This is a genomic window from Halorubrum ruber, assembly GCF_018228765.1.
Taxonomy (GTDB): domain Archaea; phylum Halobacteriota; class Halobacteria; order Halobacteriales; family Haloferacaceae; genus Halorubrum; species Halorubrum ruber.
Genome location: NZ_CP073695.1, coordinates 1,358,774 through 1,379,016, shown reverse-complemented (window position 1 = coordinate 1,379,016; position 20,243 = coordinate 1,358,774). Strand labels below are relative to the sequence as shown.

Below are 20,243 nucleotides of genomic sequence, written 5' to 3'. Positions count from 1 at the left end.
AAACCGGTTTCCCTCGGTCTGTTACGACTCTTCAACAGAGAGGATTCTGACGTATCTCGCGCAGTACGGAAACGGCGGTGAACGGTAGCGAGGGAGTATGAACCTGTGTGGTTGATCGGTTACTTATAAACCGGATCGTGGTGTTGCCGTCGGCTATTTATACGTGGCCGATGGCGCGGTGACGATCTCCAAAGCCCCAGCCGCTCGTTTATAAATGACGGCCAGTAGATCGACGAAGACAACCTCCAAAGCCCCAGCCGCTCGTTTATAAATGCCTGATCGCGGATCGACGGAGACAACCTCCAAAGCCCCAGCCGGGAAGCGGGCGCACGCTCGCTGCGCGCTTCGGTCGCTCACTCCGTTCGCTCCCTCCAGTGCTTGCGTCGCCTGCGCCTGCTTCCCGGCTGCCCCTTTGAGTCCCGCACCGCACGGCACCGCGCCTCACTCCTCCCCAGCCTCGCGGTTCGCGCTCTTCGAGCGCTCACCGCTCCCTCGCGCGTGCTCCTCGCGGCCGCCTTCGGCGGCCACTCGGAGGCGCGCGCCACCGCCTCAGATAACCCCGAGCGCGGTGAGGATCTGGTTGCCAAAGATCATCGCGACCAGCCCGGCCAGCATGACGAGCCCGGACGAGACCGTTATCGTCCGCACCGCGGCGTGCCGGTCGCTGATCGGGACCCGGCTGATCACCGCCTCGGCGACCATCCGGAGGATGCGGCCGCCGTCCAGCGGGAACGCCGGCAGGCAGTTGAACAGCGCCAGCTGGATGTTGATCCACCCCGACCAGAAGAGGAGGTTCGCAAGCAGGAAGGTGCCGCCCCCGAGCGCCGCCAGCGGCCCCTCGACGACGAAGAAGTTGGTCAGGTCGCCGGTGAACCCCGCGAAGTTGAACGGGAGTCCGAAGAGGCTGCCGAGCGGGAGGATGAGCGCGACGAAGACGAGGCCGAGCGGCGACTCCGTGACCCCGCCGAGCGGGAGCCCGTCCGCGGCCTCCTGACCGCCGTCGCCGCCGAGCAGTTCGAGGTACGCGCCGGCGGGGTACTCGGTGACGCCCACGTCGTCGAGCGCGAGCCCGCTCGTGCCGGGGAAGACGCTGACGCCGATGAACCCGCCGTCGCGATTCGGGTGCGCGTCGAGCTCCACGTCGTACGTGGTGCGCTCGCCGTCGGCGTCGTAGACGGTGACGGGAACGGTCTCGCCGGCCTCGCGCTCGCCGAGGACGGCCGAGAGCGCCTCGTTGTCGGCGACGCGCTCGCTGTCGACCGAGACGATCGTCAGCGGCTCGCCGAGCGCGGCGCCCGCGTCGTGGATCGGGCCGTCCTCCTGAACGCCGACGACGTACGCGCCGACCGGCACGTCGGGGACGGTGACCGCCGCGTCGCCGTCGGCCGCCTCGACGCCGGACGCGTTCTCGGCGCCCGGCGCGTCGCGGACTTGGTCGAGGACGGTCGCGTTCCCCGTCACGGTCAGCGTTGCGCGCTCGTCGCCGCCGACCGCGTCGAAGAAGTCCGACTCGGTCGCGACCGGCTCGCCGTTCACGGCCGCGATCGTCACGGGCACCTCCTCGATGGTCACCCCGAGGGGGTTGCCGCCGGCGGAGCCGACCACCTGTAGCTCGCGGTCGACCGTCACCGTCTCCCGCGTCTCGCCGTCGTCGACCGTGAGCGCGACGGAGTCGCCGGCGTCGGCGATCGCGGACTCGAACTCGCCGCTCGTCTCGATCGGCGTCCCCGCCACCTCGACGACGCGGTCGCCCTGCGAGAGGTCGGCCGCGGCCGCCGGGGAGCCGGGGTTCACCTCGCCGACCGCGTAGCCGGCCGCCGGCGAGATGGCGCCGACGACCGGGCCGAAGAGGAGCGCGAAGACGACGATCGTCAGCACCGTGTTCGCGGTAACGCCGGCCGCGAACATCCGGGCGCGGGCGCCGCGAGACGCCTCTTGGGTCGCCTCCTCGTCGGGTTCGACGAACGCGCCGACCGGGAGCAGCGCGAAGAAGACGAGCCCCATCGAGTCGATGTCGATGTCCTCGACCCGGCAGAGCAGGCCGTGCGCGCCCTCGTGGACCACCATCGCGCCGGCGAGGCCGGCGACGATCTCGGGCGCGACCGACAGCGGGAGGAAGTCGTTGACGCCGGGGATGATGAGGAAGTTCTGCGGCTGCTGGATCGCGGAGGGCTGCGCGTTCGTGAACGCGGACATCGCCGATGAGAGGATGAGCGCGAACGACGCCACCATCGCCACCAAAGCCCCGCCGAGTCCGAGGTTGGCGACCGCACGCCAGAACCGCTTCGGGGCCGCGAGTCGACCGAGGAAGGCGCGCCCGCGGAGCGTCCGGAGGGTCAACACCGGGCCGGAGACCCTGAACGCGTCCGGGAGGACCCCCTTGTTCCGCAGGTACATCGCGACCGCGGAGTACGCGAGGATCCCGGTGAGCACCCAGAACAGCGTGTTCATTACGGGTCAGTTAGGTTCGGCCGTTCCTAAGACGTTCGGTTCCCGGAATCCGGGCCGGCCGCGGCGGGGCGGCGAGGAGTAATACGCCTCCCGTTCGTGGGACGAGGCGTGACCGACGCAGACCGAACGCAGTCCAGGCCGGTGGCCGACGCGCCGGACGAGTCGCACAGCCAGGGAAGCGGCGAGTCCGAGCGCTCGCTCGCGCCGCTGATGGGCGCGACGTACGTCGTCGCCGGTATCGCGCACTTCCTCGCTCCGAAGCGGTTCGCCGAGGCGGTTCCGCCCTCGTTCCCGCGGCCGGTGGGGCTCGTCTACCTCTCCGGAATCGCCGAGATCCTCCTCGGGATCGGCGTCGCGATCCCGCGGACGCGACGCCCGTCGGCGTGGGGGATCGTCGCCCTCCTCGTGGCCGTGTTCCCGGCGAACGTCCACCTCGCCCGGAGCGACACCCTGAACGACCTCGTCTCCGACCGGCTCGTCGGCCCGGCGCGGCTCGCGGCGTGGATCCGGCTGCCGTTCCAGGGCGTCCTGATCGGCTGGGCGCTGCGGTACGCGCGCGCCGACGAGGCGGCGACGCCGCGGTCGGAAGGGTGAATCGATCGGCGAATCGCCGCCGCGAACTCAACACCCAAGTACCCCCCGGCCCAACCGTGGCCCATGATCGCGCTCATCGACTTCGTTTCGCGGCTGGTCGGCGACGTCGGCCGGTTCGTCGACATCTTCCTGAACGACCTGATCCTCGGCGCGGGCGACCCGCTGTCGGCGCTGCTCGTCGTCGTCGGACAGCTCCTGCTTGTCGGCGGCGTCGCCGTGTTCGGCTACGCCGCGGTCGGCGCGCTGCTCAACGAGATCGGCGTGAACCTCCCCGCGCTCGGCGGTCGCGGCCGCTCCGAATAAAGAGGTGAAAACCGGGGGCTCGATCGGACCCTCTCTTCAGTCGTCGTCGGCGCCCGTCGCCGACCGCGTCCCGGAACCGCTCGCCGGCCCCCGACCGCGGTCGCGGCCCCGTCCGACCCGTCCGGCACCTCGAACTCGTTCAGCCGCGCGAGCAGCTCGTCGGACTGGTCCGAGAGCGTGTGGACCTGCCCCGTCACCTCGGAGACGGTCGCGGTCTGCTCCTCGGCCGCGGCCGCGACGGTCTCGGCCTCGGTCGCGGTCTGTCTGCTCACGGACGCGACCCCGTCGACCATGTCGACGACCTCCTGGGTCGTGCGCGCTTGGTCGTCGGTCGCGTCGCTGATCTCCTGGACGGTCTCGTCGACCGTCGTCACGTCCTCGACGACCCCCTCGAACTCCCGCAGCGTCGACTCGATCGTCTCGACGCCGTCCGCGACCTGCGTCTCCATCTCCTCGGCGTCGGCCGCGGTCTCTGCCGACGCCTCTTGGACCTCCTCGATCCGCCCGGAGATCTCCGCCGCAGACTCGCGGGTCTCCTCCGCGAGCGACTTCACCTCGTCCGCGACGACCGCGAACCCGTCGCCGGAGCCGTCGGCGCGCGCCGCCTCGATGGAGGCGTTCAGGGCGAGCAGGTTGGTCTCCTCCGCGATCTCGTCGATCACGGCTGCGATCTCGTCGATCTCGCCGACCCGCTCCGCGAGGTCGGTGACCGCGGCCGCCGTCTCGCCGATCCGGGTTTCGAGGGTCTCCAGCTCCGCGATCGCCTCGGCTGCCTCCTCTCGGCCGGACCGACCGCGCTCGGCGGCGTCGCGGGCGGTCTCGGCCGCGTCGTCCGCGCTCGCCGCGATCTCCTCGACCGTCGCGGACAGCGTGTTCATCTCGCCGGCGATCGCCTCTAACTCGTCCGTCTGCTCTGCTGCGCCGTCGGAGATCTCCTGAACCGAGCGGGCGACTTCGCCGCTCGCGTCGTCGACCTCGTCCATGCTCGCGCGCACGTCGTCCGCGGTGCCGGCCACGTCGGCGGTGAACGAGCCGACGTCGCCGAGCGTCTCGCCGAGGGTCGCCACGAGCCGGTTGTAGTTGTCGACGAGCTCGGCGTACCGCTCCTCGTCGGTCGCCAGCGCGTCCGCGTCGATGGTCGCCGTCAGGTCGCCGTCCTGCGCGCGCTCCGCGGCGTCGCCGAAGGCGTCGACGAGCGCCTCCAGCTCGGCCGTGTAGGCGGCGAGGTTCTCGGCCATCTCGTCGAGCGACTCGCCGAAGGAGCCCGGGACGTCCTCGTCGAGCGCCGGGTCGTCGAACTCCTGAGCCGCGAGCGCCTCCGCCTGCGCCGAGACGGTGGTGAGATAGCCGTGGACCTCGCCGAACGCGCCGACGAGGCTCCCGACCTCGTCGGGTTGGGTTGGATCGAGCGCGCCGGCCGCGTCGCCGTCCGACTGATCGGCCGCGTCGACGCCGCTCGTCCCCTCGATCTCTCCCGCGGCGATCGCGTCCGCCTCGCGCTCTAACGCTCGGATCGGGGCGACGAAGTCGCGTCGGACGATGAGCAGGGTGTTGTAGATGGCGACGACCGCGCCGAGGAACAGGGCGCCGGAGACGACGTACGCGGCGGTCCCGGAGAGGACAAACTGCGTGACGAAGATGCCGACGGTGACGAGGAACTGGATGCCGACCGCCGTGACGACCTTGCGCTCTATCGACTCCGTGACGCCGAGGGCGTCCATCGTCCGCCACAGAATAGCCTCGTACCGCCCGCGTATCCCCGGGCGGCGCTGTCGTGTCGTGGACATGTTCGGACCTCGATGAGAACGCCATATGAACCTCCCGCCGGGGTTATCAGGACCGATTCTCGATTGTCACGGGGTGAGAATCCGCCGCGGTGCGGGAGGTGTTAAAAGAGCCCGTCGACCGCGTCGGCGGCGAGGTCGACGGCGTTCTCCAAGTCCGGGCCGAGCGGCGAGCCGACGACGAGCCCGTCGGCGTGCTCGGCGACCGCGGCGGCGCGTTCGCGGACGGTCTCGGGGGTGCCCGCCATACAGAACGCGTCTATCATCTCCGGGGTCACGCGCTCGAAGGCGGCGGAGAACTCGCCGGCCGAGACGCGGTCGCCGATTTCCGTCGCCGCGTCCGGGTCGATCCCGTGGCGCTTCAGGACGGGCGGCGCGGCGCCCGCGGTGATGAACGCGACCGGCGGGCGGGCGGCCTCGCGGGCGGCGGTCTCGTCCTCGGCGATAGAGACGGCGGCGTACGCGATCAGGTCGAACTCGCCGCGGTGGTCGGGCCTGTCCGCGAGGCCGTCGTCGACCTGCTCGCGGGCCCACACGAGGTCCTTCGGGTGCGAGCCGTTGTACAGCAGCCCGTCGGCGTGCTTCGCGGCCATCCGGCACATGTGCGGCCCCTCGCCGCCGACGTGGACCGGAATATCAGCCCCCTGCGGCGGCTCGTAGTTGAGCCCGGCGTCGGTCGCGTCGAAGGTCCCCTGGTGGTCGACGCGCTCGCCGGCCCACAGCTTCTGGGCGGTCTTGAACGCCTCCAGCACGGGGCGGAGCCCGCGCTCGTCTTCGAGCCCGAGGTTCGCCAGCGTCGAGGGGTCGCCGGGGCCGAGGCCGAAGACGGCCCGGCCCCCGGACGCCTCGTCGAGGGTGGCGACCTTCGAGGCGAGCGTCACCGGGTGCGTCTCGTAGGGGTTCGCGACGCCCGGGCCGAGCCGGACGGAGTCCGTGGCGGCCGCGAGCCGCGAGAGGAACGCCCACGGGTCGCGGTTGTTGTAGTGACACGTCGAGTAGACGGCGTCGTAGCCGGCGTCCTCGGCGCGGACGCCGAGGTCGACGAGGCGGGACAACTCGTGTTCGGGGGTGAGTTCGATACCGAGCATGGTTATTCGTCGAAGGTCCACTCCCGCAGGGCCTGCCGGACGAAGTCGCCCTCGACCTCGCGGAAGTGGTTGTCCGAGCCGTCGTGGTCGCCGAACTCCCAGTCGCGGACGACGACGACGGGGGTTCCGCCGTCGCCCTCGCCCGCGACGAGGTTGGCGGCCGCGGCCAGCTCGTCGATCACGTTCTGGACGGTGACGCCCATCTCGCGGCCGTCGCGGTCCGTCTCGCCGCGCCAGTCGCGACTGGCGGGGGTTCCGGCCCAGCCGATCGCGACGCCGCGCTGGCCGTGGCGGAACGGGCGCCCGCAGGTGTCGCTGACGACGACGCGGTCGGCCGCGAGCCCCTCGCGGATCCGCGCCGCGCTCTCGGAGGGGCGCTCGGGGAGCAGCAGCAGGTCGCCGTCGGGAACGTTCGACCGGTCGATGCCGGCGTTAACGCCGATATGGCCGAAGCGCGTCGCGGTGAGGAGGAAGGGCGCCTCCATGAGGAGCTCCGTCGACTCCTCGATGACGGCCTGCGCGAAGCGCGGATCCTTCTGTTCGCCCGAAATCTCCGCGAGCCGGTCGGCGACCGCCTCTGCGCGCTCGCTCGCCGGGAAGTCGTCGAGGTCGAAGACGCGCCCCTCGGCCTTCGAGACGACCGTGCTGGCGACGACGACCACGTCGTCCTCACGGAGGTCGACGCGCTCGTCGATCATGGCCGCCAGATCGTCTCCCTCCCGGATCTCCGGGAGGTCCGGAACCGCGAACAGCTCCATACGATCACCTGCGCGGCGACGAGGAAAAACACCGCCGGTACCGGGTCGGTTTGACGGTATCGGGACCGTGGCGCGAGATCCGACGATGCGTATCATCGTTCGTCGAACTAAATCCGAAATAGCTGTTTGATATTCGTTGTACAGGGAGAAAAGATAAACGTATATTAGGAGATAGAAGAGATAACGAGACATTCAGCCGAACAGTTTTGTACCACGAGCGGCAAGCGTGGCCTGCGATGTGTGAACTAACGACGGACGACGAACCGGCGCCGGTCGAGACGCGGACGCGCGTCCCGGCCGAGAGCGACGACTCGGAACCGATCCTGACCCGGACCCGCGCCCCGTGACGGGCGGCGGGCGACGGCTCCGCGTATTTTTGTGTTGTCCACGTCCGCACGGCTTATAGGCGACTCCGTCGAATCCGGGGTGTGGACCTCCACGTCCGGTACGAGGGCGACGACGACCCCGACAAGTGTACGGCCCGGAAGCTCGCGCGCTTCGACCTCGCGGCGCTCCATCGCTCGGACCGGGCCACGCCGTACGGGGTCGTCCTCAACCCCCACGCCGAGCGGGCGCTCTCGCCGGCGGACGCCGAGATGGCCCGCGAGAGCGCCCTCGTCGCGCTCGACTGCTCGTGGGAGTCGGCGGGCGAGAAAATGTTCTCGTTACCCGGCGAGCACCGCGCGCTCCCGTACCTCGTCGCCGCCAATCCCGTGAACTTCGGGCGGCCGATGCGGCTCACGACGGTCGAGGCGTTCGCGGCCGCACTGATCATCCTCGGCGAGCGCGACCACGCCGAGCGGGTCCTGTCGAAGTTCACGTGGGGCGAGACGTTCCTCGAACTCAACGACGAGCCGCTCCGGCGGTACGCCGACTGTGATGATTCCTCGGAGATCGTCGCGATCCAACAGGAGTACCTCGACCGCGAGTAGCGGTCCGCGACCCCGCGCCGACACCGGCACCGAACGCGGTCGCGACAAGCCTTTTGCGTGAATCGACCGTACTGTGTGAAGATGGTATCCACAGGCGACGCCGCACCCACGTTCACCGCGACGGTCGGCACGAGCGACCACGAGCCGTTCGACCTCGACGAGGAGATCGGCGACGGGCCGGTCGTGCTCGCCTTTTTCCCCGGCGCGTTCACGCCGCCGTGTACGAATGAGATGATCGCGTTCCAGGAGCGCGCCGACGCGTTCGAGTCGGCCGGCGCGACCCTCTTCGGGGTCAGCGCCGACTCGCCGTTCTCGCAGGGCGCGTTCCGCGAGGAGCACGGGATCGAGTTCGACCTCGTGAGCGACATGGCCGGCGACGCGATCCGGGCGTACGGGCTGGAGATCGACATCGCCGAGCTGGGCCTCCACGGCATCGCCAACCGGGCGGTGTTCGTGATCGACGACGACGGCGAGGTCGTCTACGACTGGGTCGCCGACGACCCGACGAACGAACCCGACTACGAGGCGGTCCTCGACGCCGTCGAGAGCGCTTAAAAACCAGTTGCCGCTCCAGTCATCTTTTTATAAGCCAGCGGGGTGACCGTAGTGGCGCATCTCTCTGGAGCCCCAGCCGATCGCTTATAAATAACTGCTAACCGATCAGCGGCAAACACCCCCAAAGCCCCAGCCGCGAGGAGGCCGTACGCTCGCTGTCGTTCGAAAGGCGCTTTGCGCCTTTCGTGATGACGAGAGAGCTTCGCTCTCTCGAACCACGCTCCTCGCTCAGTCACTCCGTTCCTTCGCTGCGGTGCTTGCGTCGCCTACGGCCTCCTCGCGGCTGCCCCTTTGAGTCCCGCCCCGCACAGCGACCGCACCTCACGCCTCCCCAGCCTCGTCGCTCGCGCTTAAAAGCGCTCGCGACTCCCTCGCACGCGCTCCTCGCGGCCGTTTAAAAACGACCGCTCGGAGGCGCGCGCCGATGAGGAAACTACCTTTTTTGACCCCCTTAAAACCGACTGTCTCGCAAAAACGTGCTTATTTCCCGACCACGCCGCCGATGGCGCCCGCGAGCGCCGAGTCGACGGCGAACAGAAACGTGAGGAACAGCCCGACCACGAGGACGCCGGCGCCGCCGAGCAGGCTCCCGAGCGGGCCGCCCACGAGACCGACGAGCCCGCCGAACGCGGCGAGCAGCAGCGTGACGACGACCCCGCTCACCGACCCCGCGAGCAGGCCGTGCCAGAAGCCGGAGAGCAGGCCGCCGCCGGCGAGGTAGCCCGCGACGAACCCGCCGACGAGCCCGGCGGCCGCGTGTCCGACGACCGGGACGGCGGTCGCCAACACCCCGGCGATCAGCATCACGACGAACCCATAGCCGACGGCGCGCCAGTCTGTCATGCCCGCGAGTAGCCCACCGACGGGTAAATACTCGCGGATGTTTTAGTATATCTAATCGATATTTTAATAATTACTTATAAAATAACCCGTGAGAATGGCAGTTGGATTAATAATGATGCGGCGGATAGGGTCGGACAATGAGCGACTCACGCGAATCGAACGGCCCCGACGACGGGGCGACGGATCCGCCCGGCGGCGGCGCGACCGACACCCCCGACGGCGCGCGGCTCCGGCTCGCCGTGCCGGACATGGACTGTTCGTCGTGCGCGGGGAAAGTCGAGGGCGCGCTCGACCGCGAGGGCGTCCTCTCGATCGACACCCGCCCGACCACGGGCGTCGTCGTGGTCACGTACGACCCCGACGTGACGGACGTCGAGGCGCTGACGGCCGCTGTCGAGGCCGCCGGCTACGCGGTCGAAGACGCCGACTCCGACGGCGTCGCCGACGACCTGTTCACGAGCCCCCGAGCGATCGCGACCGCGGTCGGCGGCGTCTTCCTCGCGGTCGGCCTCGTCTTGGAGTGGCTTCTCCCGGGGCTCGACCCGACGTTCGCGACGGTCGGCGGCGTGGGGTTCCTCGGCCCGTGGGCCGTCACCGGCGCGTCGGTCGCGTTCCTGCTGGCGGTCGCGGTCGCGGCCCCGCCGATCCTGCGGAACGGGCTCTACTCGCTTCGGGGCTTGAGCCTCGACATCGACCTGCTGATGAGCGTCGGCGTCGTCGCCGCGCTGCTCGTCGACCTCCCGTTCGAGGCGGCGACGCTCGCGGTGCTGTTCTCGGTCGCGGAGCTGCTCGAACGCTACTCCATCGACCGGGCGCGCACCTCCCTCCGCGAGCTGATGGAGCTGTCGCCCGACGACGCGGTCGTGATCCGCGACGGGGAAGAGGAGACGGTGCCCGCCGAGAGCGTCGCAACCGGCGAGCGGCTCGCGGTGCGCCCCGGCGAGCGCGTCCCCCTCGACGGGGTCGTGAAGGAGGGCTCCGGCGCGGTCGACGAGTCGCCGATCACCGGCGAGTCCGTCCCCGCAGAGAAGGAGCCCGGCGACGAGGTGTACGCCGGCTCGATCAACGAGGCGGGCTACCTCGAAGTGGAGGCCACCGCGCCCGCCGAGGAGTCGACCATCGCGAGGGTGGTCGAGCTCGTCGAGGCCGCCAACGGCGAGGAGACGCGCGCCGAGCGGTTCGTCGACCGCTTCGCGAGCGTCTACACCCCGATCGTCGTGGTCGGGGCGATCGCCACGGCGACGCTCGGCCCGCTCCTCGTCGGCGGCGGCGCGGAGACGTGGTTCGTCCGCGGGCTCACGCTGCTCGTCGTCGCGTGCCCGTGCGCGTTCGTCATCTCCACCCCCGTCAGCGTCGTCTCCGGCGTGACCGCGGCCGCGCGCAACGGCGTCCTCATCAAGGGCGGCGAACACCTGGAGGCCGCGGGCGACGTCGACGCCGTCGCGCTCGACAAGACGGGGACGCTCACGCGCGGCGAGCTGTCGGTGACCGACGTGGTCCCGCTCGGCGACCGCGAGGCCGACGACGTCCTCGCGTGTGCGACCGCGATCGAGCGGCGGAGCGAACACCCGGTCGCGGCGGCGATCGTCGCGCGCGGGAGCGAGTCCGCGGACGGGACCGGTGGTACCGACGCCGCGAGCGACGACGTCGAGGTCACCGACTTCGAGGCGCTGACCGGCGAGGGAGTGCGCGCCGACCTCGACGGCGAGACGCACTACGCCGGCAAGCCATCGCTGTTCGAGGAGCTCGGCTTCGACCTGAGCCACGCGCACGTCCGCGCCGACGGCGGGTCCGCGCTGGCGGATCGAGACGGCGCCGAGGGAGCCGACGCCCCCGCGGAGCCCGAGTCCTGCGATCACGGCCAGTACCTCGACTTGGCGAGCGAGACGATCCCGCGGCTCCAGGCCGAGGGGAAGACGGTCGTGCTCGTGGGGACGGAGACGGAGTTAGAGGGCGTCATCGCGGTCGCGGACACCGTCCGCCCGGAGGCGGCGTGGGTCGTTGACCGGCTCCACGAGCTCGGGATCGACCGCGTCGCGATGCTCACCGGCGACAACGAGCGGACCGCCCGGGCGATCGGCGAGCGCGTCGGCGTCGACGAGGTGCGCGCGGAGTTGCTCCCCGAGGAGAAGGTCGACGCGGTGCGCGAGCTCGGCGCCGAGGCCGACGGCGTGGCGATGGTCGGCGACGGGATCAACGACGCGCCGGCGCTTGCGGCCGCGGACGTCGGGATCGCGATGGGTGCCGCCGGCGCCGACACCGCCATCGAGACCGCGGACGTGGCGCTGATGGCCGACGACCTGACGCGGCTCCCGTACGTGGTCGATCTCTCCTCGCGCGCGAGTTCGACGATCCGGACGAACATCGGCGCCTCGCTCGCCGTGAAGGCGCTGCTCGCCGCGGGCGCCCCGCTCGGCTACGTGAGCGTCGCGATGGCCGTGGTCGTCGGCGACATGGGGATGAGCCTCGGCGTCACCGGCAACGCGCTCCGGCTCGGTAACGTCGAACCCGCCGAGCCCCCGACCGCAGACGCGGAGGCCGCAGAGTCGTACGCGGAGGCCGCCGAATCGAACGCAGAGGGGGCGTAGGGTCGGGCGACGACGGTCTCGCCGCGGGCGATCGGCGCCACCGCGTCGGCGTTGACCGGAGACGATACGACTTTTACTCGGGAGCAAGTTATCTTTGCTATGATTGGCCGCGAGACACGAGTCGGGTTCGTCTGTGACGGCGCGCCGTCGGACGAACAGCGGGCAGCGCTGTCGTGGCTGGAGGCACGGTCGGTCGAAATCGTGCGGGTCTCCCCCGCCGAAGTCGGAGAAGTTACCGACGAGTGCGACGTGCTGTGGTGGCACCGCGACGCGCCGATCGAAGAGAGTCTCCTCTCTGAGGGTACCGGGGACGCCTTCGACGCCTTTCTCGCAGATGGCGGCGGGCTACTGCTCACGCTTCGAGCGATGGCCGTCGTCGACGACATCGGGATCGATCCGGTGGCGCCGGACGCGGTCGGGACCGAGAGCGTCGCCGAACCCACCGGCGTGCTCTGGCGGACGCTCTACGACGACCACCCGGCAGTAACGGCGTTCGATTCGGTTCGGATCCCGACCTGCGATCGAGGGGCAGTCCCGACGGCTCACTACGAGCGCGCGGTGCCTTCGAACGGCGAAGTGCTCGCGTCGACCGTCCGCGGTGACCGGGACGTCCCGAACGAGATGACCGTGGTCTCGTGGGACCGCGGCGGCGGCGTCATGGGCGTCGGAGCGCCGGTGGCGTTCGACGAGTCCGCGGCCGAGCCGATCGCCGACGCGCGCTCGGAGCTGGTCGCCGGCTGTCTGTCGGCGGTCGACGGCGGCGGTGACCAGCCCGGCCGTCCGAAGACGGCCGACGAGCTGACGGCGATGCGAGAGGCGTTCGCCGACGACCCGGGCCGACCGCGCTATCACTTCACCCCGCCGGCGAACTGGCTGAACGATCCGAACGGGCTGATCCGGTTGGACGGGCGGTACCACCTCTTTTACCAGTACAACCCCGCAGGGCCGTTTCACAACGCGATCCACTGGGGCCACGCCGTCAGCGACGACCTCCTTCACTGGACCGACGAGCCGATCGCGCTCTCGCCGTCTCCGGACGGCCCCGACCGCGACGGCTGCTGGTCGGGATGTGCGGTCGACGACGACGGGACGCCGACGATCCTCTACACGGGCGGGGACGGCCGCTGGCAGCTCCCGTGTCTCGCCACGAGCGGGGAGCCGGACCTCCGCGAGTGGAACAAGGACCCGGGGAATCCTGTGATCGAGGAGCCGCCGTCCGATCTCGACCTCCTGTCGACGGAGGACTGGGAGATCGAGTTCCGCGACCACGCGGTCTGGCGGGACGGCGAGACGTGGTACCAGCTCATCGGTAGCGGCATCTCCGACCGAGGCGGGACGGCCCTCCTGTACGCGTCCTCGGACCTCCGCGAGTGGGAGTACGAGGGGCCGCTGCTGACGGGAGACGACGGACACGGCGCCGTCTGGGAGTGTCCGGAGCTGTTGGACCTCGGCGAGCGGTCGCTCCTCCACGTCTCCAACTACGAGGATGTCGTGTACTTCCTCGGAGAGATCGACGACGGCGAGTTCGACGTCGCTCACCGGGGCGTGCTCGACCCCGGCGACTTCTACGCGCCGCAGTCGCTCCGAGACGGCGACCGCTACCTGACCTGGGGGTGGCTCCCGGAGACGCGGGAGACGAGCGCCCAGTGGGACGCCGGGTGGTCCGGAGCCCTGTCGCTCCCGCGGGTGCTGTCGCTCGGCGACGACGGACGACTCCGGCAGCGACCCGCCGCCGAGGTGGATCGGCTCCGCCAGCGCCGACTGTCGACCGCGGTCCCGGACGTCCTCGACGAGCGCCGCCACGCGCTCGACGCGGACGGCCGGACGCTGGAGGTCGATTTGGAGGTGTCGCTGGCGGACGCCTCGGCGTTCGAACTCTCGGTGTTCGAATCGACCGACCGAGACGAGCGGACGGCGATCCGCTACACGCGCGAGGGCGAACTGATCGTCGACCGCTCGGAGTCGAGCCGCGGGGAGGTCGGGGCGGCCGACACCCAGCGGCTGTCCGTGCCGCCGTACGACGAGCCCCTGTCGCTCCGGGCGTTCCTCGACGGCTCGGTGATCGAGCTGTTCGCCAACGGGCGGCACTGCCTGACCAGCCGGGTGTATCCCGCCGAGAACAGTACCGGGCTATCGGTGAACGCCGAAGACGGGCGAGCGACGGTCGCCGAGTTCGACGTCTGGGAGCTCGAATCCGCGATCACGCCCGTGACGGGCTCGCCCGCCGCGGCGCCCGGCACAGAGTCTCAGTAGTTGCTCCTTAGGTACCCGACGGTCCGGTGGCGATCCATCCGGGCGTCCACCCGATCGACGTAGCCGTCGTCCGAGCCTACCTCGTCCGGCGGTCGATACTCGTCGGTGTCCGGGAGCTCCTCTTCCGAGGTGGGGATGTGCCAGTGCGCGAGCGTGCCGTGGATGCGCGTCCGATCGCCGTCGACGTCGAGCCGAAGCGTCGGGCTCAGCGTCCCGCCGAACCGGCGTCGCTGCTCGGCCTCCGAGAGGTCCGCGATGCCGTCGAGCGAGTCGCCGGCGAACTCGCGGTAGTTGTAGAAGCTCTGAACGAGTATCTCGTCCCGGTAGGGAAACGCCATCCAAGAGTACGCCTGGAAGGGGACGCTCGCTGGGTTGGTCACGACTAACCCGGACCCGTTCAGCGGCTCGTACTCCCCCCGGAGCGAGTCGGCGACGAACCCGTAGAGGCCGTCGAAACCGTGGAGACCGGGCGAAAAGGTGTGCATGTGGCTCGAAAAGAAGAGGTAGTACCGGCCGTCGCGGGGGACGACGTGGGGGCGTTCGAGCTCCTGATTGACGCAGACGCCGTCGAGAAGCGGCGGTTCGAGCTCCCAGTCGAGCGGGTCGCCGCTCGGGGACGCGGCGACGCCGACGCTCCCGTTGAACTCCGTCTGCGCCTCGTCGCCGTCGCACCGGTCGCTGTCGACGGGGACCGGCGTGTTCGCCTCGAACAGGAGGTTTGTCTCGCCCGTCTCCGGGTCCTCGAAGAACCAGGGGTCGCGGAACGTGTAGATCATCCCCCGAGACTGGTCCTCGTTCTCGTACCACTCCCCGTCCGGTTCGAGGATGGTCTCGTGGCGCCAAGGCCCCTCGCTCCACACGCCGTCCTCGTCGGCCTCGAAACGGCCGCCGTGGCCGACCGCGATGCGCTGCGTGTAGTTCAGGTCGTCGGCCGACTCGTCCCCGGCGGCTGTGTAGTACAGGTACAGCTCGCCGTCGTCGTACAGCGCGGAGCCGGCCCACTGGCGCTGGCCGAGCGCGTCGGCCTCGAACACGCGATCGCCGCCGTGCCACTCGGTGCCGTTCCGGGAGTAGAAGAACCGGATCTCCGCGACGTCGTGGCGCTTTCCGGGGAGTAGTTCCTCGGGGGCGGTCAGTGAGAAGAGCACCCGCCAGCCGTCGATCTCGGCGATCTCTCCGTGTCGATCCCGGAGCAGCCACGTGTCCCAGATGTGGAGGTCGGCGGCTGGGTCCTCGGGCGGCGGCTCGATGACCGGGGCGACGGTTTCGGGCGTGCGTTCGATCCCGTCGGCCTGCGATCTCGTCCACTGCGGCGGGGACCAGCCCTCAGTGCTCCGTCGGCTGTCGGGGTTTCTCTCGCTCATGTTCAGTTACACTCCCTTCTGTAGTAAATTCACTTATTGTTCCCGGTCCGAACTGTGCGGTCCACACGTCGGCCTCTCCGCCGTGTGCGGCGCGGCGCCGGCTCGGTATCAGTCGAACGTGAACAGCCGGGCCTCGCAGTCCGGACAGACGAGCGTCTCGGACGGTTCGTCGCCGGCACCAGTGTGGCCGCCGCAACACGACATGTCCGTGCCCCGTTCCAAGGCGGCCCCGCAGTCCGGACACGAGTCGAGGAACAATCGGTTCGTCTGCGCCGCCGCCAGCCGGGTCTCGTCGTCGTCGAGGTGCGACTCGGTCGCCCGGTAGCCGGCGATCTCGGCGATCGCTACCGGACGGCTGAGCCAGGTCTCGTCCGTCACGCCGCCGTCCTCGGGACCGAGCGCGATCCACTCGTCGTCGATCGTCCGCGCCTCGGCCGCCGGGGAGATCGCGAGCGCGGCGCGGGCGAGTTCCTCCGTGGTGTCGTCGCGCAGTCGGTCCATCTCCGCGTGCCACCGCTCGTCGAACGCCGCGGTGGGAGCGACGGTGTCGTCGCCGACTTCGAGGACACCGGTCTCGACGAGCCGGTCGAGCAGGGCCTCGGGGTCGGCAGGCCCGTCTTCGGCCCCCAGCGATCCGCCCCCGTTCGGTGGCTCCTCTTGGCCCCGGGGCGCCTCGTCGAAGAGGGCCGCTCCGCCCGGGACGGCGGCGACCAACGGCGGGGCGAACCGCGGGGTGCCCGGAATCAGGTACCCGCGGAGCCAGACCAGCGCCAGGCCGCCGACCGCGGCGGCGACGCCGACCGCCGGCGTGACGACGGCTCCCAGCGCCGTGCCGGCGGCACCGACGAGGGCGACGTTGACGACCGTACACGGCCAACAGCGGTTCTCACCGGTGTGGTCCGACCGCCGGAGTCCGGAGACGAACGACGATCCCATCCCGACCAGATACCCGCCACCGGGGCATCAACGTTCCGCCGCCATCGACTCGGACCGACTACATCGACATCCATCGGACCCACCGCTGGGACGACGACACGCCCGTCGAGGAGACGTGCCTCGGTCCGAGCCGCCCCGGCGTCGGCACCTCCTCCGGGAACTGATTTTTACAACGGCCGTTGTAATCCACAGTAACTATATTAATGATTATTCCTTATGGCCACGTGATGTCAGAAGATAGCACACGAAACGGCGTCTCGCGGCGACAGTACCTCGCGGCGACGGGCGCGGTGGGAGCGGCCGGCCTCGCGGGCTGTTCCGGCGGTGGAGACGGTGGGGACGGCGGAACCACGGCGGGCTCGTCGGGGGACGGCGAGATCGGCGGCACGGTCACGGTCTTCTCGGGACCGCAGTTCGTGGACGCCGGCTTCCCCGAGGTGCTCCACGAGGCGGGCGTGCCGGACTCGATCACGATCGAGATGACCCGGCCGCCACAGGACACGGGCAGCAAGCAACAGCAGCTCCGGACCGCGATCAACGCGGAGGAGTCCGACCCCGACCTGGTGTTGACGGACAACGGGTGGACCCTCCCGTTCATCGTCCGCGGCGACCTGGTCAACCTCGAAGAGGAGATGGACGACGAGTTCATCTCCCGGGTCAGAGAGGAGGGCGTCCAGTCGATGATCAACACGGGGACTCACCCCGAGACGGGTGACCTGTACTCGGTTCCCGTGTTCCCCGACTTCCCGACCATCACGTATCGGAAAGACCTGCTTCGGAACGCGGGCTACGGCGAATCGGACTTCAACACGTGGCGCGGGGACCCGCCGACGTGGGGGGAGTTCTCCCAGATCGTCTCGGAGGCCATGGACGGCGCCGACGTCGATTACGGCCACCTCTGGCAGGGGAACAACTACGCCGGGCTGGCGTGCTGTACGTTCAACGAGTACCTCACGAGCATGGGCGGCGCCTTTTTCGGCGGTCAGGACAACCTCTTCGGGCCGATCGGTGACCGTCCGGTCACCCTCGACACGGAGGAGTCCATCGACGGGATCGAGGCCGCGGTCGACACCATCCACGGTACGGGCAGCGCCCCGATGGACATCGAGGGCGTCTCGCCGCAGGAGGTGGCCGGCTGGTCCGAACCGGACACGAAGAGCCTCTTCGAGGACGGCAGCGCGGTCACCCAGCGCAACTGGACCTACTCCATCGGCGGGGCCCTGACCGCCTTCGAGGAGACGGACATGGAGCTCGGCGTGATGCCGCTTCCGCAGGGACCGAACGGGTCCTGGCACGCGCAGGGCGGCTGGATCATGTCGATGAACCCCTACACCGACAACATGGCGTCGGCGAAGGAAGTGATCAAGGCGTGGTGGGAGGACTCCGTCCTCGAGTACCAGTTCGACACGGCCAACTTCATGCCGCCGAAGCCGGAGCTGTACAGCTACGTCGAGCAGAGCGACACGTACGGCCCGTACTTCGAGGCGCTCCAGTACTCGGCGGAGAACCTCATCCCGCGGCCGACGACGTCGGTGTGGCCGAATCAGCGTAGCATCGTCGCAACCGAGGTCAACGCGGCGCTCCGCCAGGAGAAGAGCCCGCAAGAGGCGGCGTCGGCGATGCAAGAACAGATCTCCGCCGTCGAAGAGCAGTCCGGATAACTGGAGCGGGGTCGGCCCCGGGTCGAGGGGACTCAGGGGCCGAACACACATGTAAAATAGACAATAATGATAAATATTCGCACGAGAAACACGCGGGCGATGCTCGTACCACAACGGCGGGCAATGGCACAGGGAGGTGTTAGTCGGGATGGCAGTTGAACAGGGCAGATCGGAGGTGGCAGAGGGATCTGGCGGGGTCCTAACGCGACTCGGGACGTGGACGGAGAATCTGAGCGAGCAGGCGTACGCGTACCTGCTCTTGACCCCGGCGTTCGTGGTCCTGCTGTTGTTCGCGTTCTGGCCGCTGGCGTCGGCGATCAGGATGTCGTTTTTCGCCGACGTGATCACCGGCGGGAGCCTGGGGGAGTTCGTCGGGGTCCAGAACTACGTCCAGCTGCTCACCAACAACAACGCGCTGGCGCCGGCGGCGTTCGTCGACCCCTCGTTCGAGACGCCGATCTTAGAACAGGCGCTGTTCATGACGATCCTGTTCGCCGTGTTGAGCGTCACGGGCGAGACGCTGCTCGGGTTCCTCTACGCCATGCTGATGAAAGCCGAGTACAAGGGGCGGCGGCTCGTTCGCCTGCTCATCATCCTGCCGTGGGCGATCCCGATCGTCATTCAGGGGATGATCTTCTTCCTGCTGTTCCGCCCCGGCTACGGGCTGTTGACCGAGCCGCTTCAGCAGCTCGGGATCTTCTCCAGTCTCCCTCTCAACACGACCTTCGACAGCTTCGTCATCGTGACGGTGGCGGACATCTGGAAGACGTCGGCGTTCATGGCCCTGCTGATCTTGGCGGGGCTAGAGAGCGTCAACCAGGACCTCTACGAGGTGGCCGACGTGATGGGCGCCTCCCGGTGGCAGCGGTTCCGCTACATCACGTTCCCGCTGGTGTTCCCGGTGTTGATGGTCGCGATGCTGTTCCGGACGATGGGCGCGCTCCGGGTGTACGGCATCATCGAGTCGACTACCGTCGGCTGTTCGACCGTCCCGTCGATGACCTGCCTGGTCACGCAGATGATGTTCGGGTCGTCGACGCTGTACGGCTCGGCGGCCGCCGTGAGCGTGCTGATCGCCATCGTGGTGGGGCTGTTCATCATGGTGTACCTCCTGTTCATCAAACAGAGCAACCAGAGCCTGGGGTTAGCCTGACATGAGCATCGACGCACGCGACCACGAGGACGCGGAAGTGTTCGACGGATCGGGCGACGACGCCGACGACGAGGGGGACAACAAGTCCCGCGTCGCGCGGTGGGCGGACGACTGGATCAAAAACCCCGAGAAGGCGTACGCCGTCATGTTGGTGTTCCTCGGCGGGGTGCTGTTGACCACGTCGCTGTTCCCGCTGTACTGGCTGTTCAACGTCGCGATGGCGCCGCCCGGACAGACGGACATTCCGCTGTTCCCGGCGACGATCGATCTTTCGGCGTTCGTTCAGGTGTTCCAGCAGGTCCCGTTCGCGCGGTTCATGTTCAACAGCCTCTTCTACGCGTTCACGGTAACTGTGTTCGTGCTCCTCGTCGGGAGCCTCGCCGGGTACGCGTTCGGCCGCCTGGAGTTCCGGGGGAAGACGCCGCTTCTGTTCTCGCTTCTGGTGCTCAGCTTCTTCCCGCCGGCGACGCTTTTCATCCCGCTGTTTCGGGCGTTCAACCAGCAGGTTCCGATGCTGGGGCTGTTCACGCTCCCGGTGGAGCTGTACGGGACGCCGGGCGCGGTCGTCACGCCGCTCAGCGCGTTCACGATGCCGCTGGCGATCTTCATCCTGACCACGTTCTACGGGCAGATCCCGGACGGACTCGAGGAGGCCGCCAGAGTCGAGGGGACGACGCGCATCGGCGCGCTGTTCCGCGTGATCATGCCGCTTTCGGCGCCGGGCGTCGCGACCGCCGGCATTCTCACCTTCATCACCGTCTACACCGAGTTCTTCTTCTCGTACCTGATGACCGGCAACAGCGCCGCGGAGTGGGCGCCGGTGGTCGACGGCGTCCTCGCGTTCCAGACGCAGTACACCGTCCGGTACGACCTCCAGGCGGCGGCGAGCCTGATCGCGATCGTCCCGGTCGCGATCCTCGTCGTCGTCGCACAGGACAAGATCATCAGCGGCCTCACGCAGGGAGCCCTCAAGGAGTGAC

16 protein-coding genes and 1 pseudogene are annotated in these 20,243 nt (G+C 69.2%); 9 read left to right on the top strand and 8 right to left on the bottom strand.

Annotated features, from left to right (window positions below; genetic code table 11):
• Positions 1–153: 153 nt before the first annotated feature.
• Entirely contained in the window at positions 154–357 is a 204-nt protein-coding gene (locus tag J7656_RS06850; RefSeq protein ID WP_082224278.1) for a hypothetical protein, read from the bottom strand.
• 192 nt (positions 358–549) lie between these two features.
• Positions 550–2,451 carry a site-2 protease family protein gene (locus J7656_RS06845; RefSeq protein ID WP_017344550.1) on the bottom strand — a complete coding sequence of 634 codons (1,902 nt, stop codon included), beginning with the start codon at positions 2,449–2,451 and terminating at the stop codon, positions 550–552.
• 108 nt (positions 2,452–2,559) lie between these two features.
• Between J7656_RS06845 and J7656_RS06840 the strand changes: the two genes are divergently transcribed.
• Positions 2,560–3,045: a DoxX family protein gene (locus J7656_RS06840; RefSeq protein WP_017344549.1), complete on the top strand. Its 486-nt coding sequence runs from the start codon at positions 2,560–2,562 to the stop codon at positions 3,043–3,045.
• Positions 3,046–3,108: 63 nt separating this feature from the next.
• Positions 3,109–3,348, top strand: coding sequence for a DUF8024 family protein (locus tag J7656_RS06835; protein ID WP_017344548.1), 240 nt, complete (start codon positions 3,109–3,111; stop codon positions 3,346–3,348).
• 36 nt (positions 3,349–3,384) lie between these two features.
• Here the strand turns inward: J7656_RS06835 and J7656_RS06830 are convergent.
• The 3 genes and pseudogenes from J7656_RS06830 to J7656_RS06820 all read right to left on the bottom strand — a co-directional run bounded on the left by J7656_RS06830 (position 3,385) and on the right by J7656_RS06820 (position 6,978).
• A pseudogene (locus J7656_RS06830) lies at positions 3,385–5,069 on the bottom strand (methyl-accepting chemotaxis protein).
• Between the two features lie 167 nt (positions 5,070–5,236).
• A complete protein-coding gene (locus tag J7656_RS06825; protein WP_017344546.1) occupies positions 5,237–6,220 on the bottom strand; it encodes a 5,10-methylenetetrahydromethanopterin reductase in 984 nt (327 codons plus the stop codon).
• Between the two features lie 2 nt (positions 6,221–6,222).
• A complete protein-coding gene (locus J7656_RS06820) occupies positions 6,223–6,978 on the bottom strand; it encodes a coenzyme F420-0:L-glutamate ligase (RefSeq protein ID WP_211554464.1) in 756 nt (251 codons plus the stop codon).
• A gap of 428 nt (positions 6,979–7,406) precedes the next feature.
• On the opposite strand from J7656_RS06820, the gene J7656_RS06815 reads away from it, so the two are divergent.
• The gene (locus tag J7656_RS06815; RefSeq protein WP_017344543.1) at positions 7,407–7,910 is read left to right on the top strand and encodes a DUF367 family protein; all 504 of its coding nucleotides are present in this window, start codon (positions 7,407–7,409) and stop codon (positions 7,908–7,910) included.
• 81 nt (positions 7,911–7,991) lie between these two features.
• A complete protein-coding gene (locus J7656_RS06810) occupies positions 7,992–8,465 on the top strand; it encodes a redoxin domain-containing protein (RefSeq protein ID WP_017344542.1) in 474 nt (157 codons plus the stop codon).
• Between the two features lie 480 nt (positions 8,466–8,945).
• On the opposite strand, the gene J7656_RS06805 is transcribed toward J7656_RS06810, so the two are convergent.
• Positions 8,946–9,308 (bottom strand): DUF5518 domain-containing protein, encoded by a 363-nt coding sequence (locus tag J7656_RS06805; protein ID WP_017344541.1) that lies wholly within the window; start codon positions 9,306–9,308, stop codon positions 8,946–8,948.
• 137 nt (positions 9,309–9,445) lie between these two features.
• Between J7656_RS06805 and J7656_RS06800 the strand changes: the two genes are divergently transcribed.
• On the top strand, positions 9,446–11,896 hold the full coding sequence (locus J7656_RS06800) for a heavy metal translocating P-type ATPase (protein ID WP_211554463.1): 2,451 nt from the start codon (positions 9,446–9,448) through the stop codon (positions 11,894–11,896).
• Between the two features lie 99 nt (positions 11,897–11,995).
• Positions 11,996–14,149, top strand: a complete 2,154-nt coding sequence (locus J7656_RS06795; protein ID WP_211554462.1) for a GH32 C-terminal domain-containing protein — start codon at positions 11,996–11,998, stop codon at positions 14,147–14,149.
• Here J7656_RS06795 and J7656_RS06790 read toward each other — a convergent pair.
• Positions 14,143–15,513 carry a glycoside hydrolase family 68 protein gene (locus J7656_RS06790; protein ID WP_017344538.1) on the bottom strand — a complete coding sequence of 457 codons (1,371 nt, stop codon included), beginning with the start codon at positions 15,511–15,513 and terminating at the stop codon, positions 14,143–14,145. The two genes, J7656_RS06795 and J7656_RS06790, sit on opposite strands and share 7 nt — an antisense overlap.
• A 108-nt stretch (positions 15,514–15,621) precedes the next feature.
• Positions 15,622–16,449 (bottom strand): DUF8054 domain-containing protein, encoded by an 828-nt coding sequence (locus J7656_RS06785; protein ID WP_211554461.1) that lies wholly within the window; start codon positions 16,447–16,449, stop codon positions 15,622–15,624.
• A 227-nt stretch (positions 16,450–16,676) separates the two neighbouring features.
• Between J7656_RS06785 and J7656_RS06780 the strand changes: the two genes are divergently transcribed.
• The 3 genes from J7656_RS06780 to J7656_RS06770 all read left to right on the top strand — a co-directional run bounded on the left by J7656_RS06780 (position 16,677) and on the right by J7656_RS06770 (position 20,242).
• Positions 16,677–18,110 (top strand): extracellular solute-binding protein, encoded by a 1,434-nt coding sequence (locus J7656_RS06780; protein WP_017344536.1) that lies wholly within the window; start codon positions 16,677–16,679, stop codon positions 18,108–18,110.
• A 148-nt stretch (positions 18,111–18,258) separates the two neighbouring features.
• Positions 18,259–19,263, top strand: coding sequence for a carbohydrate ABC transporter permease (locus J7656_RS06775; RefSeq protein WP_049890545.1), 1,005 nt, complete (start codon positions 18,259–18,261; stop codon positions 19,261–19,263).
• A 1-nt stretch (position 19,264) separates the two neighbouring features.
• Positions 19,265–20,242 carry a carbohydrate ABC transporter permease gene (locus J7656_RS06770; protein WP_017344534.1) on the top strand — a complete coding sequence of 326 codons (978 nt, stop codon included), beginning with the start codon at positions 19,265–19,267 and terminating at the stop codon, positions 20,240–20,242.
• Position 20,243: the final 1 nt, after the last annotated feature.

What these genes read in the sequence shown, in the direction of transcription:
- J7656_RS06845 (WP_017344550.1), bottom strand. Translation starts at nt 2,451, where the DNA reads ATGAACACGCTGTTCTGGGTGCTCACCGGGATCCTCGCGTACTCCGCG.
- J7656_RS06835 (WP_017344548.1), top strand. Translation starts at nt 3,109, where the DNA reads ATGATCGCGCTCATCGACTTCGTTTCGCGGCTGGTCGGCGACGTCGGC.
- J7656_RS06825 (WP_017344546.1), bottom strand. Translation starts at nt 6,220, where the DNA reads ATGCTCGGTATCGAACTCACCCCCGAACACGAGTTGTCCCGCCTCGTC.
- J7656_RS06820 (WP_211554464.1), bottom strand. Translation starts at nt 6,978, where the DNA reads ATGGAGCTGTTCGCGGTTCCGGACCTCCCGGAGATCCGGGAGGGAGAC.
- J7656_RS06810 (WP_017344542.1), top strand. Translation starts at nt 7,992, where the DNA reads ATGGTATCCACAGGCGACGCCGCACCCACGTTCACCGCGACGGTCGGC.
- J7656_RS06805 (WP_017344541.1), bottom strand. Translation starts at nt 9,308, where the DNA reads ATGACAGACTGGCGCGCCGTCGGCTATGGGTTCGTCGTGATGCTGATC.
- J7656_RS06800 (WP_211554463.1), top strand. Translation starts at nt 9,446, where the DNA reads ATGAGCGACTCACGCGAATCGAACGGCCCCGACGACGGGGCGACGGAT.
- J7656_RS06795 (WP_211554462.1), top strand. Translation starts at nt 11,996, where the DNA reads ATGATTGGCCGCGAGACACGAGTCGGGTTCGTCTGTGACGGCGCGCCG.
- J7656_RS06790 (WP_017344538.1), bottom strand. Translation starts at nt 15,513, where the DNA reads ATGAGCGAGAGAAACCCCGACAGCCGACGGAGCACTGAGGGCTGGTCC.
- J7656_RS06785 (WP_211554461.1), bottom strand. Translation starts at nt 16,449, where the DNA reads ATGGGATCGTCGTTCGTCTCCGGACTCCGGCGGTCGGACCACACCGGT.
- J7656_RS06780 (WP_017344536.1), top strand. Translation starts at nt 16,677, where the DNA reads ATGTCAGAAGATAGCACACGAAACGGCGTCTCGCGGCGACAGTACCTC.
- J7656_RS06775 (WP_049890545.1), top strand. Translation starts at nt 18,259, where the DNA reads ATGGCAGTTGAACAGGGCAGATCGGAGGTGGCAGAGGGATCTGGCGGG.
- J7656_RS06770 (WP_017344534.1), top strand. Translation starts at nt 19,265, where the DNA reads ATGAGCATCGACGCACGCGACCACGAGGACGCGGAAGTGTTCGACGGA.